This is a genomic window from Amycolatopsis sp. CA-128772 (assembly GCF_002904295.1).
Taxonomy (GTDB): Bacteria; Actinomycetota; Actinomycetes; order Mycobacteriales; family Pseudonocardiaceae; genus Amycolatopsis.
This window is the reverse complement of sequence record NZ_PPHG01000079.1, coordinates 55,115-69,574: the sequence shown is the minus strand read 5'-3', so window position 1 is coordinate 69,574 and position 14,460 is coordinate 55,115. Positions and strand designations below refer to the sequence as shown.

Genomic DNA, 14,460 nt, shown 5'->3' with positions numbered 1-14,460 from the left:
TTTCCCTGCGTGAAACTTCGCTGCGTGACCATCGCCCGTTCGGTCGCGCCCGACCGAGTGAAACCTCTGCAACTTGCAGGTTTGGGGGCGACTTTCTCCGCCGGATGCTCCTAGGGTTGTCGCCGTGAGGACCCTTGCGTCTGGGTCGGGCAACGCCCGCAGGACGCGCGGGGGCACTGGCCCCGCGCGCCCGCTGTTGCGTGCGCGTGCATTTGCGCAGGATTCCGAACAGGATTCCGCGCGTGAGGGTGCTCCGATCGGGTCGTCCGGCGGGCGGGTGGCGTCAGGAGTGCACGGCCGGGTGGTCGAGCCCACATGAGTCACGGCACGGAGTTCCACGGACGCGGCACCGCGCCCGCGCATCCCGGACGGCACCGGCGCGGCGGCGCGGAGAGCTGGACGCCGCCGTTGCCGCAGCACCGCCCGGTGCGCCACCACGCGGCCGGGCAGGTTCCGCAGAAGCAGGCCAAGGAGCACCACGGTGGTGGTGCGGTGGCTGATCCGGCCGGCTCCGCCCCGCAGCGCTACGCCATGCGGTACGGCGGGGGTGGCGCGACGGCCGACCCGGAGTACTTCAGGCGGCAGGATTCCGGCGCGGCCCCGGCGGACCCGGCGACCGGCGGCTGGGAGGCGCAGCAGTACTTCATGCGGCACGGCTCCGGCGCGGAATCGCAGGCCCCGGCGACGGGCGGCTGGGGCTCACAGCACTACGACTCCGGCCCGGTGCCGGCCGATCCGGCGATGGCCGGTTCCTTCGCGCAGCGGCGCACCGCCTTTCCCGCGCCGGCCGATCCGGTGATGTCCGGCTCGCCACACCACTCCTTCCGGCGCCCCGCGGCGGACGACCCCGTGATGTCCGGCTCGCTTCCGCTGAACCACCCCCTGCAGCGCCACACCGGCGGCCCGGCCGATCCGCCGGTTTCCGGCTGCCTGCCGCTGCCCCAGCCGTCCCTTCCGCAGCCGTCGCTGCCGCAGCCGCGGGATGGGCGGCCGCTCTTCCCCTCCGCGCACGGCAGTCTCCCCCTCGATGGCATCGATGCCCCCGAGGACGAGGAAGGCTCCCGGGAAGACCAGGCCGCCCGGCGGACCCGCGTCTCGCTCGCCTCCCCCACCCCGCGTGGGGTCGACGTCGACGAAGACGACGCCCGGATCTACTCCGCTCCGCCCATCGATGGGCTCGGCGGCTTCACCATCGGGTCCGTGCCCGCGTCCGTCACGCCGCCCAAGACCTGGCGGAAGGCCGCCTGGTTCGCCACCGGTGCCTCCGGGGCCGTCGTCGTCGGGCTGCTGTGCGCCGGGTCCTTCCTCGTCGGGAAGCCGCCCGTGGACCAGGCCGTGCAAGGGTCGTGGCCCGGCTACCAGGGCGTTCCCACCATTGCCGATCCCACCGGGGAACACCGGCCGCCCACTCAGGGTGGGGCCGCGCCCGGGCCGGAGTCCGCGTCGCGGCCGTCGAGTGCCGATGGGAAGCCGGAGACCAGCGGGGGTGGGGCCGGGCCCGTCGACGGGGCCGCGCCGCCGCCGCCGGCCGGGAGCACCGAGGCGCCCGCGAGCGCCACCAGCCGGCCCGCCACCGTCGACCGGACGCCGCGGAAGCCGCCCGTCACGCCCGCCCAGCGGGAGACCCCGGTGAAGCCGCCCTGGTGGTACTCCTTCCCGCCGGACGCCCAGACCATGGGGGACAACTCGGAGAAGTTCTTCAACACCGTCACCACCGACCCCTCCGCGGCGTCGTCGGTGACCACCGGCGAGCTGCACGACCAGGGGCCGCAGGCCCTCGCCCGGCGGTACGCGGGCATCGCGTACTTCGAAGTCAAGAAGGTCAGCATCGACCAGCAGCGTGGCGTCACCGTCAACACCGTCGAGGTCACGCACACCGACGGCACCAAGACGGTCGAACAGCGCACCCTGACCTTCGGCGACGGCGACAAGATCACTGCTGACGGTCAGTAGCCACGCCTGCACGTGCGGTTCGCCCGTTCTGATGCACGTGCGGTGCGCCGAGCGGTTATGCCTGGTCCGGGTGGGTGACATAAGCTGCCGCTCGTCGTATCGCGACGGCATTCCGGCGACAGAGCCTGGTGGTCGCCGTCCGCACAGGGTTACCTGACGACAGCGGATCCGGAACCGGCCACGAACCGGCCAACCGGACCAACGGAGACCCGGCCGAACGGCGGGTACCCGTCCCCGGCACCCAGAGCGAGGACTTTCGTGCTTGATCGGCAGCGCACACGGCGTGAAGCACCGCACGCCGTCCGCGTCGAGGACGTCATCCCGGCCGAGATCCTGGACGGCGTCGCCGACGCCGACCGTGACCACCTCGAGCAGGTCTTCCGCGACCCGCAGCGGTTCCTGCCGCCGCGGACCGAGGCGGCCCGCGAGCCCGAGCGGGCCGACGACGCCGGGGAGCCGGAAAGCCGTCTCGCCCGCCGCGCGAAGCTGACCGGGCTCGTCGCCGCCGGTGCGCTCGTCGCCGGGGCCGTGATCGCCGCTCCGATGCTGACCAGCTCGCACCGCGCCGCGTCCTCGGGCGGCCAGTCCACGCCCGCCGGGTTCACCGGCGCCGCGGAGCTCGGCGGCCTCGCCGTCCCGCAGCGCCAGGCCGGTGGCGGCGCTCCGGAGCAGCGCGGGACGACGACGCCGGGCACGCCGGCCGACGACACGCCGTCGACCGGCCACCCGGCGAACGGCACCCCGCGGGTCCAGGCCGCGCCCGCGCCGGCCACGTCGATCCCGGACCAGGCGGCCGACGCGCGCAGCGCGAGCCGCAAGATCCAGGCCGTCAAGGACTTCTACGCCGCGATCGCGCGGAACTCGGCGGGCGCGCTCGCCCTGCTGAGCCCGGCGCTGGCCGACGGCACGGCGGGCGAGCTGGTCCGCACCTGGAGCTCGATGGACGCCATCGACGTCCAGGAGGCCGACACGCAGATCAAGCCGGACGGCTCGATCCTCGCGGTCGCCACGCTGCACCGGCCGGACGGCGCGCTGGTGCGCGTCACCCAGCTGTTCCGGGTCGCCGACACCGGCGGGCTGATCACCGAAGCCGAGCTCGTCTCGGCCCAGTACATGTAGCCCTCGGCGATCACCCCTTCACCCGTGGTTCAAGTGCCTGTACCGGATTCGTGTGCGCAGAGTGAGCGCCTAGCCTTGTCACGGGCCGGTCTCCGTGAAGCCGGCACGCAGCCCACGACATGTGCATACGCTCCAGCGAAGCGGCGTACACGTGGCCGCGTCACCAGGCACCGATCCTCACGCCCTGGTGAAGTCGGAGCCCAAAGGGAGGTCGCGTGAGCGACGAGGGTCGTCTGGTCGCCGATCGGTACCGCATCGTCGGCCGGATCGGCACGGGCGCGATGGGGGCCGTCTGGCAGGCGCACGACGAGGTCCTGGGCCGCACCGTGGCCATCAAGCAGCTCCTGCTCCAGCCGCACCTGGACGAGCACGACAAAGAAGACGCCCGCCAGCGGACGATGCGCGAGGGCCGAATCGCGGCCCGGCTGCACCACCCCAACGCGATCTCGGTGTTCGACGTCGTCACCGACGACAACGGGCAGCCGTGCCTGATCATGGAGTACCTCAACTCCACCAGCCTGGCCGCCGTGCTTCAGGAACGCCGCACGCTGCCGCCGACCGAGGTGGCGCGCATCGGCGCCCAGGTCGCCGCGGCGCTGCGCGAGGCGCACGCGGTCGGCATCGTGCACCGCGACATCAAGCCGGGCAACATCCTGCTCGGCGGCAACGGCGTCGTGAAGATCACCGACTTCGGCATCTCGCGCGCCAAGGACGACGTCACGGTCACCAAGACCGGGATGATCGCCGGCACGCCCGCCTACCTGGCCCCCGAGGTCGCCATCGGCGGCGACCCCGGCCCGGAGTCCGACGTCTTCTCCCTCGGTTCGACGCTGTACGCGGCGTGCGAGGGCCAGCCGCCGTTCGGGCTGTCCGAGAACACGCTGAGCCTGCTGCACGCGGTCGCGGCCGGGCAGATCAACCCGCCGCGCCAGTCCGGGCCGCTGGCCAGCGTGCTGGCCGTGCTGCTGCACCCGGACATCGAGCACCGGCCGACCGCCGAAGAGTGCGAGGAGCTGCTCGCGGCCGTCGCGCGCGGCGAGACGCCGCTCGGCGGCCCTGCCGACGAGACCATGCTGGCGCCGTCCGCCGGCGTCCTCGGCGCGGCCGCCGTGGCCGACCCGAACGCGACCCAGATGTTCGACGAGATCCCCGTGGGCCACTCGGGCACGCTGCTCAACGGCGGCGGGGCCCCGACGCAGGCTGTGCCGTTCTACGACGAGGACGACTACCCGGAGGCCACCGGCTACCCGGAGGACGACTACGACGGGTACGGCCGCTACCGCGAGGACGACCACCACGCGGCCGGGGGCGTGCCGCCCGGGCTGGCCGCGACCCGCGCCGTGCCGGTGCCGCCGCACGAGCAGGGCGGGTACGAGGACGACTACGACGATTACGACGACGAGCCCGCCCCGCCGCCGCCCCGGTCGCGGCCGCAGATGAGCCCGGTCGACGACGACCAGGGCAAGCCCGGCGCGTGGAAGCGCCCGGCGATCATCGGCGGGGTCGTGGTCGTGGGCCTGGTCGCGCTCGTCGTGTGGCTGCTGAGCCCGAACAACCCGGAGGCGCCGGCCGCGCCGATCTCCAGCCCCAAGCCGTCGCCGGCCGCGACGTCGGAGACGCCGACGCCCACGGAAGACACGTCCTTCAGCACGGCCGACGTGCCGCCGCCGGTCACGGAGCAGAGCTCGTCGTCGAAGAAGGCGACGACTTCGCGGAGCTCCGAACCGCAGGAGACCACCACGCCGAAGTCGACTCCCAAGACGACACCGCCTCCGGAGTCGACGCCGAAGACGACACCGACCGACACGACAACCGGTGGCGCGACTTCCAGCGCTGCCACCGGCGGATGATCGAGGACCGTCTTGAGTTCTGAGGGAACCATCGTCGGCGGCCGGTTCCGGCTGGACCAGCCGATCGGCCGCGGGCGCGCCGGCATCGTGTGGCTGGCGTTCGACACGCGGCTGTTCCGGACCGTCGCGATGAAGCGGATGTACCTGCCGGTCGGCGCGGGCGAGCGGGCCGAGCAGGCGCGCGCGGCCGCCATGCAGGAGGGCAAGGACGCCGCCCGGATCGAGCACCCCAGCGCGATCAAGGTGTTCGACGTGCTGCCCGACGGCCAGGACGTCTGGCTGGTGATGGAGTACATCCCGTCCCGCAGCATGGCGACGTTCCTCGCCGAGCACGGCCGGCTCACCCCCGACCAGGCGGCGCAGCTGGGCATCCAGCTCGGCAACGCGCTGGCGGCCATCCACGCGGCCGGGTTCGTGCACCGCACGCTCGAGCCGGGCACCGTGCTCCTGGCCGACGACGGCGGCGTGAAGCTCACCGACATCGGCATCAGCGGCGGCGGGCCGCACGCGGCGTACGTGGCGCCGGAAGTCGCGCGGGGACTGCCGCCGACACCGGCTGCGGACGTCTTCTCCCTCGGCGCGACGCTGTACACGTCCGTCGAGGGCGTGCCGCCCTTCGGGGACGACGGGCAGTCGTCCGAACGGCCGCCGCAGAACTCCGGCGTCCTCACCGAGGCGCTGCGCAAGATGCTGCGCACGGACCCGGCGACCCGGCCGACGATGACGGACACCGTCCGCTCCCTGAAGGCGATCACCGAAGGCCGCGAGACGGCGTTCATCCCGCCGACCGCCCCCGGGATCCCGCCACCGCCGCCCCCGCCGTTCAACCCGGGGCTGGCGCCCGCGGCGCCGCCGATGCCACCGATGCCGCCGTCGGGACCGCAGTACCAGCAGCAGCCGCCGGTCGCCGCGCCCGGCTTCTCCGCGGCGGAGCAGACGCAGCGGATGCAGCCGGTACCGCCGCCGACGCAGTACGCGCCGCCGCCCGCGCCCGGCGCTCAGCCGCACGCCCAGGCCCAGGCCCAGGCGTGGAACCTGCCGGTGTCGAAGAAGACGCTGGTCACCGTGGCCGCGATCCTCGCGGCGGTGCTGGTCGGGATCCTCGTCACCGAGCTGTTCTTCGTCTAGGCGACCTTGGCGGTGGCCGCGCGCATGGCTTCCAGCAGCGTGCGGACCGCCGGGTGCCCGTAGGCCCGGGACGCCACCGCGGCGTGGATCGCGCGGACCGGCTCCGGGTGGCGGATCCGGCGGACGACCACGCCGGGGTGCTGCGCGCCGAGGCCCAGTTCGGGGATCAGCCCGACGCCGATGCCGGCGGCGACGAACCCCTGCGCCGTCTGGTAGTCCTCGGACTCGACCACGACGTTCGGCGCGAAACCCGCGGACGCGCACGCGCCGAGCAGGATGTCGCGGCAGACGCCGGGCATGCCGTCGACGCCGACCCACGGTTCCTCGGCGAACTCCGTCAGGTCCAGCACGCGCTTGCGGGCCAGCGGGTGGGTCTTCGGCAGCACGGCCCGGTACGGGTCGTCGAGCAGGTGCACCAGCTCGACGCCCTTGGCGGGCGGGGTCTTGCGCGGGAAGACGGTGATCGCCACGTCGGCGTCGCCCGATTCGACGTCCAGGATCGGGTCGTCGGGCTCGACCAGCTTGAGGTCGAGACGCACGCCGGGGTGCTCGCGGCGGACCGCGGCGATGGCGGGCGGGACGAGGGACGCGCCGGCCGTCGCGAAGTAGCGGATCGAGACGCGGCCGATGCGGCCCTCCTTGAGCTCGGTCAACGCCGCTTCGGCCTTGGCGAGCTCGGCGCTGAGCGTCTCGGCGTGCTCGGACAGCAGCGCGCCCGCCGGTGTCGGCCGGACACCGCGGCCGACGCGTTCGAGCAGCTCCGTGCCGGCCTCGCGCTCCAGCGCGGACAGCTGCTGGCTGATCGCGGACGGCGTGTAGCCGAGGTTGCGGGCCGCGGCGGTGATCGACCCGCTGGTGATCACGGCGCGGAGGACCTGCATGCGGCGGACGTCGAGCATGGCCCAATCGTACAGCTGAGCTTAAGTGTCCCTGCAGTTATTTTCGCTTGTCCTTACGTCTCGCGCGGGCGAAGCTGGCGCTGGGATCGAAGGAGGACTGGGGTGGGCGAGACGAAGACCCTGCTCAGGATCGCCGCGCTGGCGCTGATGTGGGGCTCGAGTTTCTTCTGGATCAAGCTCGGGCTGGGGATGTTCTCGCCGGTCCAGCTCGTGCTGGCGCGGCTCGTGCTCGGCGCGGTCATGCTGCTGGTGCTGTGCCGCCTGCAGCGGGCCCGGCTGCCGCGCGACCGCCGGATGTGGGGCCACTTGGCCGTCGCGGCGTTCTTCCACAACGCGCTGCCGTTCCTGCTGTTCGCGATCGGCGAGACGACGGTCGATTCGGGCATCACCGGCGTGCTGAACTCGACGACGCCGCTGTGGGTGCTGCTCGCCGCGCCGCTGATGGGCACGTCGTCGCGGATGACGGGGGCGCGGCTGGCCGGCCTGGTCGTGGGCCTCGGCGGCATCCTCCTGATCTTCGCGCCGTGGCAGGCATCGGGCCTGCTGAGCTGGGGGGCGCTGGCGTGCCTCGCGGCGGCGGCCAGCTACGGCTTCGCGTTCGTCTACGAGGGCAAGTACCTGTCGGACGCCTCGTTGTCGCCGTACGCGACTTCGGCGGGGCAGATGCTGCTGGCCAGCGGAATGCTGGTGCTGGCCCTGCCGGCGGGCGGGTTCACGCCGGTGCACGTGTCGACCGGTCCGCTGCTGGCGGTGCTGGTACTGGGCATCGGCTCGACGGGCATCGCGTTCGCGCTGAACTACCAGCTGCTGGCCAGCGAAGGCGCGGTGGCGGCGTCGGTGGTCGGCTACCTGCTGCCGGTGGTGTCCGTGCTGCTGGGCGCGCTGTTCCTGGGCGAGCAGCTGCACCTGCGGGTGATCGCGGGCATGGTGGTCGTGCTCGGCGGGGTCGCGTTGACGCGCCTGCCGAAGCGGGCGCCGGTGGAGCCGGTGCTGGAACGCGTCTAGACGAGGCGGCGGTCGGAGGCCCAGCGGGAAAGCTCGTAGCGGTTCGACAGCTGGGTCTTCCGCAGGACGCTCGACACGTGCGTCTCGACCGTCTTCACCGAGATGAACAGCTCCGACGCGATCTCCTTGTAGGCGTACCCGCGGGCCAGCAGCCGCAGGACGTCGCGCTCGCGGGGGGTCAGGAGGTCGAGCTCGGGGTCGTTGATCGGGGCCGAACCCGGGCGGTCGGCGAAGGCGTCCAGGACGAAGCCGGCCAGGCGCGGCGAGAACACCGCGTCGCCGTCCGAAACGCGGACCACCGCGCGGACCAGTTCCTTCGACGAGATCGTCTTCGTGACGTATCCGCGCGCGCCGGCGCGGATGACCGCGATGACGTCCTCGGCCGCGTCGGAGACCGACAGGGCCAGGAACACGACGTCCGGCAGCTCGGGCCGGACGCGGCGCAGCACCTCGGCGCCGCCGCCGTCGGGCATGTGCACGTCGAGCAGGACCACCTGCGGCTTCGTGCGGGCGATGCCGGCGACCGCTTCGGCGACCGAACCCGCCTCGCCGACGACGCGGACCTCGTCGGTGATCGAGTCGAGCTCGGTGCGGACCCCCGCGCGGAACAGCGCGTGATCGTCGACGAGGAACACCTTGACCGGTTCGCGCTGGCTGTCCGTCACGTCGTCGAGCATAGCCGCCTCACGCCGCTCCCTTGCCCGCTTTCACCGGCATGGCGAGCTGCACCTCGGTGCCCTCCCCCGGCGCGGTCCGGACCTTGCACGTACCGCCGTGGCGGGTCATCCGGCCGCGGATCGAGTCGGCGAGGCCGTGGCGGTCGTCCGGGACGAGGTCGGGGTCGAAGCCCTTGCCGCGGTCGCGGACGAACACCGTCACCGACGTCGGCTCGACCTCGGCGAAGACGCTGACCTCCTCGACGCCCGCGTGCTTGGCGGCGTTGACGATGGCCTCGCGGGCGGCTTGGACGAGCGCGGCCAGCGATTCGTCCAGCTCGGCGTCGCCGACGACGACCTGGCCGACGGAGATGGCGAAGGTGTCCTCGACCTCGCCGCACGCCGTGGCGAGCGCTTCCGAAAGCTGCCCCGTCGCTACTTCGGGCTTCTCCGACGGCTTGCCGTAGCCGTTGGGGCCGTAGAGCCAGCCGCGCAGCTCGCGCTCCTGGCTGCGGGCCAGCCGCGCGACCTCGCGGGGCTGTTCGCTCTGCTTCTGGATCAACGCGAGCGTCTGCAGTACGGAGTCGTGCAGGTGGGCGGCGATTTCGGCGCGTTCGTCGGTGCGGATGCGGGCCTTGCGCTCGTCGGAGAGGTCCCGGACCAGGCGCAGCCAGAACGGCACGGTCAGCACGGCCACCCCGATCAGGGTGGCGATGACGGCGATCAGCGCGAACTGGACCTGGTCGAGGCTGCCGCTGCGGAGCACGACGACGCCGATGCCGGTGATCACCAGCGCGACCCCGGCGACGATCCGGATGGCGGCCGACCAGCCGCCCCCGCCGAGGAACGCGCCCGCGAAGCCGTCTTTCGCGCCGACGCGCCAGCGGCGCCGCTGCGACTCGTCGGCTTCGCGCCAGACGACGGCGAGACCGATCATGGCGACGGCGAGCGGCACGGCGACCCAGCCGCTGATGAACCCGGTGAGCGTCCCGCTGGCCACGGCGAGGCCGACCCCGAGCGCGATCAGCCCGAACGCCTGCTGGCGTTCCTTGGAGGTGGGGGCTTTCGCCGTTTCTTCGGTCTGCTGCTGGACGAAGACCCAGAGGAGACCGTAGGCGAGCAGGCCGGCCCCGTTGAGGGCGGCGAGCAGCGCGAAGACGGTCCGCACCCAGAGGACCGGCACGCCGAGGTGGTCCGCGAGCCCACCGGCGACGCCGGCGATCGCCCGCCCGGACCGGCGCCGGAACATCTTGGGCTTCTCCAGGACGGTCACCTGCTCGGTGACGACGTGGTCGAGGGCATCCTGCACGCCGTCCATGGTCACACGCTGCGGCGCGGGGTTCCATCGGGGAAACCCCTGATCCACACCGGCGGCCGCGGCCGGGAAACCTCAGGGACCATCCCGGATGTCCCGCCGTCACCCGTGCCGCATGCTTCTCGGTATGAGTGGTGCGAGTGAGAAGCCGGGGGTCCTGAACGGCTTCGAGGAGACCGTGAAGGACTTTTGGGCCAGCCGGCCGCGGCGGCCGCACGCCGGGCGGAAGCTCGCCGGGGTGGCCGCCGCCATCGGGTACCGGTACGGCGTCGATCCCGTCGTCGTGCGGATCGCGTTGGTCGTCACGACGATCTTCGGCGGCTTCGGGATTCCGTTCTACCTGCTGGGCTGGCTGTTCCTGCCCGCGGAGAGCGACGAGGTGTCCGGCTTCGAGAGCCTCATCGGGCGCGGCCGGTCGTCGGTTTCGCCGGCCTTCGCCGTCGTGCTGCTCGTGCTCACCGTCGTCAGCACCGGGGGTTCCATCACCGGCTCGTGGTTCGACGGCGGAGGCCTTATCAGCTGCGCGCTCATCGCCGCCGCGCTCTACCTGCTGCACCGCAGCCGCGGTCACCTGAACCGGCCCGCGCCCGTTGCCGCGCGGACGTCCTACCCGGCCTTCACCGGAAACGGAGCCTTCACCATGACCGACACCGCCGAGGCGCCGTCGCCGGCCCGGGGCTGGGACCCGCTCGCCGCCGACCCGGCCGGCTGGGACCTGCCCGACGCGCCGGCCGTGCAGGAGCCGCGGCCCGCGTCTCCGCCGCCGTCCTACCGGTCACCGCAGCGGCGGCACCGGTCGAAGGTCGGCTCGGCCACCTTCGCGCTCGCCGTGCTGACCGCCGGTGCCGGCGTGCTCGCCAGCCTCGACGGGGCCGGCTGGTTCTCCGCGCAGCACGTCATCGGCCTGGTGCTCGGCGTCGTCGGGGTCGGCCTGGTCGCCGGCGCGTTCGCCGGGGGCGGGCGCGGCCTGATCGGGCTCGCGGTGCCGCTGGCGATCGTCGGGATGGTGCTGACCACCGCGCCGTTCCAGGACATCAACCTCCGCGGTGGGTTCGGCGACCTCGGGGAGACCCCGCAGGCCCTGACCGATCTGAAGCCGCTCTACCAGCACGCGGCCGGCGACATCCGGCTCGACCTGACCGACCTGCCCGAGGGCGCGCCGTACTCGACGACCGTCTCCAACGGCGCGGGTGACACCACGGTGCTCGTGCCGGCGACCGCGGACGTCACCTTCGACTGCCGCACCGGCGCCGGCGAGGCCACCTGCTTCGGCCGCTCGACCGACGGCGTCGACCAGGAAGCGCTGAGCGGGACGGACAACGGCACCGACGGCGTCGGCGGCCAGAAGATCACCCTGCACGTCTCGAACAGTGTGGGCAACGTGGAGGTGCGGCGTGCCTGACCAGAGCCCTTACGCCTACGACGAAACCGGCACCGAGCCGGTCCGCCGCGGTGGCTTCGACGTCTTCACCCTGATCGTCGGGATCGCGACGCTGCTGGTGTCGGCGTACGTCCTCTCGGACGGCGCGAGCTGGCTGCCGTCGTTCGACTTCCGCTGGGTGATCGCCGGCGGCGCGGTGCTCGTGGGGCTGCTGCTCCTCGGCGCGTCGTTCGGCGGCAAGCGGCGGCGCTGACCCCCGAAAACCCTCGAGGCCCCGGATCCCACGCCGGGGCCTCGAGCCTCGTCCACGGGAGGCTCACTCCCACTCGATGGTGCCCGGCGGCTTGGACGTCACGTCCAGTACCACCCGGTTGACCTCCGCCACCTCGTTGGTGATGCGCGTGGAGATCCGCTCCAGGACCTCGTAGGGCAGGCGCGTCCAGTCCGCGGTCATCGCGTCCTCCGAGGACACCGGGCGCAGCACCACCGGGTGGCCGTAGGTCCGGCCGTCGCCCTGGACGCCGACGCTGCGGACGTCCGCCAGCAGCACCACCGGGCACTGCCAGATGCTGCGGTCCAGCCCGGCCGCCGTCAGCTCCTCGCGGGCGATCAGGTCGGCCGCGCGCAAGGTGTCGAGGCGTTCCTGGTCGACCGCGCCGATGATGCGGATGCCCAGGCCGGGGCCGGGGAACGGCTGGCGCTGCACGATCGTCTCGGGCAGGCCCAGCTCCAGGCCGACGCGGCGGACCTCGTCCTTGAACAGCAGCCGCAGCGGCTCGACCAGCTCGAACTCGAGGTCGTCCGGCAGGCCGCCGACGTTGTGGTGGCTCTTGATGTTGGCCGTGCCCTCGCCGCCGCCGGACTCGACGACGTCCGGGTACAGCGTGCCCTGGACCAGGAACTTGTAGTCGCCCTGCGCCTTGAGATCGCGCTCGGCCTGCTCGAAGACGCGGATGAACTCGCGGCCGATGATCTTGCGCTTCTGCTCCGGGTCGGTGACGCCGGCGAGCGCGCCCAGGAACCGCTCGCGGGCGTCGATGGTGACCAGGTTGACCCCGGTGGCGGACACGAAGTCCTGCTCGACCTGGGTGCGCTCGCCGGCCCGCAGCAGGCCGTGGTCGACGAACACGCAGGTCAGCCGGTCGCCGATGGCCCGCTGGACCAGCGCGGCCGCGACGGCGGAGTCAACGCCGCCGGACAGCCCGCAGATCGCCCGGCCGTCACCGATCTGGTCGCTGATCCGCCTGACCTGCTCCTCGACGATCGACGACGTCGTCCACTGCGGCTCGATGCCGGCGATGTCGCGCAGGAACCGGCGCAGCACCTCCTGGCCGTGCGGCGAGTGCGCGACCTCCGGGTGGTACTGGACGCCGGCGAAGCGGCGCCCGACGTCCTCGAAGCCGGCGACCTCGGCGCCGTCGGAGGACGCGGTGACGACCGAGCCTTCCGGCGCCTTGGTGACGCTGTCGTTGTGGCTCATCCACGCGGGCTGGTGCGCGGGCAGGCCGGCGTGCAGCACCCCGCCGTCACCGGTCACGCGGACCTCGGTGCGGCCGAACTCGCGGACGCCGGTCGGCTCGACGACCCCGCCGAGCGCGCTGGCCAGCAGCTGGTGGCCGTAGCAGATGCCGAACATCGGCACGCCCGCTTCGGTGAGCTTCGGGTCCATGGCCGGGGCGCCTTCGGCGTACACGCTCGAAGGGCCGCCGGACAGGATGATGGCCGCGGGGTTCTTCGCGAGGATCTCTTCGGTGGACGCGCTGTGCGGGACGACCTCCGAGTAGATCTGTGCCTCGCGGACGCGCCGGGCGATCAGCTGCGCGTACTGCGCCCCGAAGTCCACGACGAGAACCGGACCGGTGGGACTGGGCACCTGGCGACCTCCTGGCAACGGTGGGTTTCGGCCCCCATCGTCCCAGGTGGGCCGGGTCACCCGGGATTCAGGGCCGGTGCTGTCCTCAACCGGGCCTACGGTGCGGAGCATGGCCGTGAACTGGACGAAGGAACTGACCGACCAGCTCGACTTCCACTGGAAGGTGCTGGTCCGCCCGAAGCTCGATGGGCTCACCGACGACGAGTACCTCTGGGAGCCGGTCGCGGGCTGCTGGACCGTCCGCCCGCGGAAGTCGGACGACGAACCGGGCACCGGCCCGTTCACCATCGACTTCGCCCACCCCGAACCGACGCCCCCGCCGGTCACGACGATCGCCTGGCGGCTCGGCCACATCCTGGTCGGCGTGCTGGGCGCGCGGATCGGCTCGCACTTCGGCGGGGCGCCGATCGGCTACCAGACCTACCCGTACCCGGGGACCGCCGCCGAGGCCCTCGCGGAACTCGACCGGCTGTACGCGCAGTGGGTCGCCGGGGTGCAGTCGCTGGACGAGGACGGTCTGGCGCGGCCGTGCGGGCCGGCGGAGGGGCCGTACGCGGAGTACCCGATGGCGACGCTCGTGCTGCACATCCACCGCGAGCTGATCCACCACTGCGCCGAGGTCCTACTGCTGCGCGACCTGTACCGGAGCCGGTAGCAGCAGGAAACCCAGCGCCAGGCCGAGCAGCAGCGGGAGGCCGTGGTTGTCGTGCACCAGCGTGTCCACCACGGCCAGCACCGGCGCGGCGAAGGCGATGACCCGGAACTGGCCTGGCAGCACCACGCCGTAGCGGCGCGAAGCCACCATGACCACGGCTGCGAGAGCGCCGATCAGGCCGGCCACGCACATCGAATTGCCCGCGCCGACCGGGTTGAGCCAGACGTAGCTCGTGAACTGCCCGAACAGGCCGCAGCCGAAGTAGAGCAGCAGCCACTTCGCCCGGCCGAAGACGCGCTCGGCGAGCGTGCCGAACACCGCCAGCCAGACCAGGTTCGACGTCAGGCCGAACGCCCACCCGTCCTGGAAGAACATGCCGGTGACCAGGCGGTACCACTCGCCCGCGTCGATGCGGGCCGCGTCGCGGTGCATCGCGTCGTAGAGCGGCGGGTGCACCAGCTGCGCGATCCCGCAGGCCAGCGTCACCGCGAAGACCACGGCGGTGAGGTACGGGCGGCGGGTCAACGGGGCGAGCGCCGCGAACGGGTTGCGGGATGCGGTGCGCGGGGTCATGACCGAAAATCTAGGCGCGCCACCGCCGCCGCACTCCCGACGTTTGTCACGTT

Annotated in this window: 13 protein-coding genes; 8 read left to right on the top strand and 5 right to left on the bottom strand. The window is 72.7% G+C overall.

What is annotated here, in order from left to right; all coding sequences use genetic code 11:
- The first annotated feature begins 315 nt into the window (after positions 1-315).
- The 4 genes from C2L59_RS49385 (at position 316) to C2L59_RS32600 (ending at position 6,050) form a co-directional block, all read left to right on the top strand.
- Entirely contained in the window at positions 316-1,953 is a 1,638-nt protein-coding gene (locus C2L59_RS49385; protein ID WP_233223801.1) for a hypothetical protein, read from the top strand.
- Positions 1,954-2,211: 258 nt separating this feature from the next.
- Positions 2,212-3,072, top strand: a complete 861-nt coding sequence (locus C2L59_RS32610; protein WP_103353380.1) for a hypothetical protein — start codon at positions 2,212-2,214, stop codon at positions 3,070-3,072.
- Between the two features lie 215 nt (positions 3,073-3,287).
- Positions 3,288-4,922 carry a serine/threonine-protein kinase gene (locus C2L59_RS32605; RefSeq protein WP_103353379.1) on the top strand — a complete coding sequence of 545 codons (1,635 nt, stop codon included), beginning with the start codon at positions 3,288-3,290 and terminating at the stop codon, positions 4,920-4,922.
- Positions 4,923-4,934: 12 nt separating this feature from the next.
- A complete protein-coding gene (locus C2L59_RS32600; RefSeq protein WP_103353378.1) occupies positions 4,935-6,050 on the top strand; it encodes a serine/threonine-protein kinase in 1,116 nt (371 codons plus the stop codon).
- Here the strand turns inward: C2L59_RS32600 and C2L59_RS32595 are convergent.
- Entirely contained in the window at positions 6,047-6,949 is a 903-nt protein-coding gene (locus C2L59_RS32595) for a LysR family transcriptional regulator (protein ID WP_103353377.1), read from the bottom strand. The genes C2L59_RS32600 and C2L59_RS32595 overlap by 4 nt on opposite strands.
- A gap of 102 nt (positions 6,950-7,051) precedes the next feature.
- Between C2L59_RS32595 and C2L59_RS32590 the strand changes: the two genes are divergently transcribed.
- Positions 7,052-7,954 carry a DMT family transporter gene (locus tag C2L59_RS32590; RefSeq protein ID WP_103353376.1) on the top strand — a complete coding sequence of 301 codons (903 nt, stop codon included), beginning with the start codon at positions 7,052-7,054 and terminating at the stop codon, positions 7,952-7,954.
- Here C2L59_RS32590 and C2L59_RS32585 read toward each other — a convergent pair.
- A complete protein-coding gene (locus tag C2L59_RS32585) occupies positions 7,951-8,631 on the bottom strand; it encodes a response regulator transcription factor (RefSeq protein WP_103353375.1) in 681 nt (226 codons plus the stop codon). The two genes, C2L59_RS32590 and C2L59_RS32585, sit on opposite strands and share 4 nt — an antisense overlap.
- Before the next feature lie 7 nt (positions 8,632-8,638).
- Positions 8,639-9,934 carry an ATP-binding protein gene (locus C2L59_RS32580; protein ID WP_103353374.1) on the bottom strand — a complete coding sequence of 432 codons (1,296 nt, stop codon included), beginning with the start codon at positions 9,932-9,934 and terminating at the stop codon, positions 8,639-8,641.
- Between the two features lie 118 nt (positions 9,935-10,052).
- Here C2L59_RS32580 and C2L59_RS32575 point away from each other — a divergent pair, with 118 nt between their 5' ends.
- Complete coding sequence (locus C2L59_RS32575; protein ID WP_103353373.1) at positions 10,053-11,327, top strand: PspC domain-containing protein; 1,275 nt, start codon at positions 10,053-10,055, stop codon at positions 11,325-11,327.
- Positions 11,320-11,559: a hypothetical protein gene (locus tag C2L59_RS32570; RefSeq protein ID WP_103353372.1), complete on the top strand. Its 240-nt coding sequence runs from the start codon at positions 11,320-11,322 to the stop codon at positions 11,557-11,559. Before C2L59_RS32575 ends, C2L59_RS32570 begins: the two co-directional genes overlap by 8 nt.
- 63 nt (positions 11,560-11,622) lie before the next feature.
- Here C2L59_RS32570 and guaA read toward each other — a convergent pair whose 3' ends face one another.
- Positions 11,623-13,179, bottom strand: coding sequence for a glutamine-hydrolyzing GMP synthase (gene guaA, locus C2L59_RS32565; protein WP_103353371.1), 1,557 nt, complete (start codon positions 13,177-13,179; stop codon positions 11,623-11,625).
- Between the two features lie 109 nt (positions 13,180-13,288).
- On the opposite strand from guaA, the gene C2L59_RS32560 reads away from it, so the two are divergent.
- Positions 13,289-13,834 carry a DinB family protein gene (locus tag C2L59_RS32560; protein ID WP_103353370.1) on the top strand — a complete coding sequence of 182 codons (546 nt, stop codon included), beginning with the start codon at positions 13,289-13,291 and terminating at the stop codon, positions 13,832-13,834.
- Here the strand turns inward: C2L59_RS32560 and C2L59_RS32555 are convergent.
- Positions 13,802-14,407: a rhomboid family intramembrane serine protease gene (locus tag C2L59_RS32555; RefSeq protein WP_103353369.1), complete on the bottom strand. Its 606-nt coding sequence runs from the start codon at positions 14,405-14,407 to the stop codon at positions 13,802-13,804. The two genes, C2L59_RS32560 and C2L59_RS32555, sit on opposite strands and share 33 nt — an antisense overlap.
- Positions 14,408-14,460 lie beyond the last annotated feature (53 nt).

Bases quoted from the DNA above. Each gene is read 5' to 3' on its own strand.
- C2L59_RS49385 (WP_233223801.1), top strand. From the start codon at position 316: ATGAGTCACGGCACGGAGTTCCACGGACGCGGCACCGCGCCCGCGCAT.
- C2L59_RS32595 (WP_103353377.1), bottom strand. From the start codon at position 6,949: ATGCTCGACGTCCGCCGCATGCAGGTCCTCCGCGCCGTGATCACCAGC.
- C2L59_RS32585 (WP_103353375.1), bottom strand. From the start codon at position 8,631: ATGCTCGACGACGTGACGGACAGCCAGCGCGAACCGGTCAAGGTGTTC.
- C2L59_RS32575 (WP_103353373.1), top strand. From the start codon at position 10,053: ATGAGTGGTGCGAGTGAGAAGCCGGGGGTCCTGAACGGCTTCGAGGAG.
- C2L59_RS32560 (WP_103353370.1), top strand. From the start codon at position 13,289: ATGGCCGTGAACTGGACGAAGGAACTGACCGACCAGCTCGACTTCCAC.
- C2L59_RS32555 (WP_103353369.1), bottom strand. From the start codon at position 14,407: ATGACCCCGCGCACCGCATCCCGCAACCCGTTCGCGGCGCTCGCCCCG.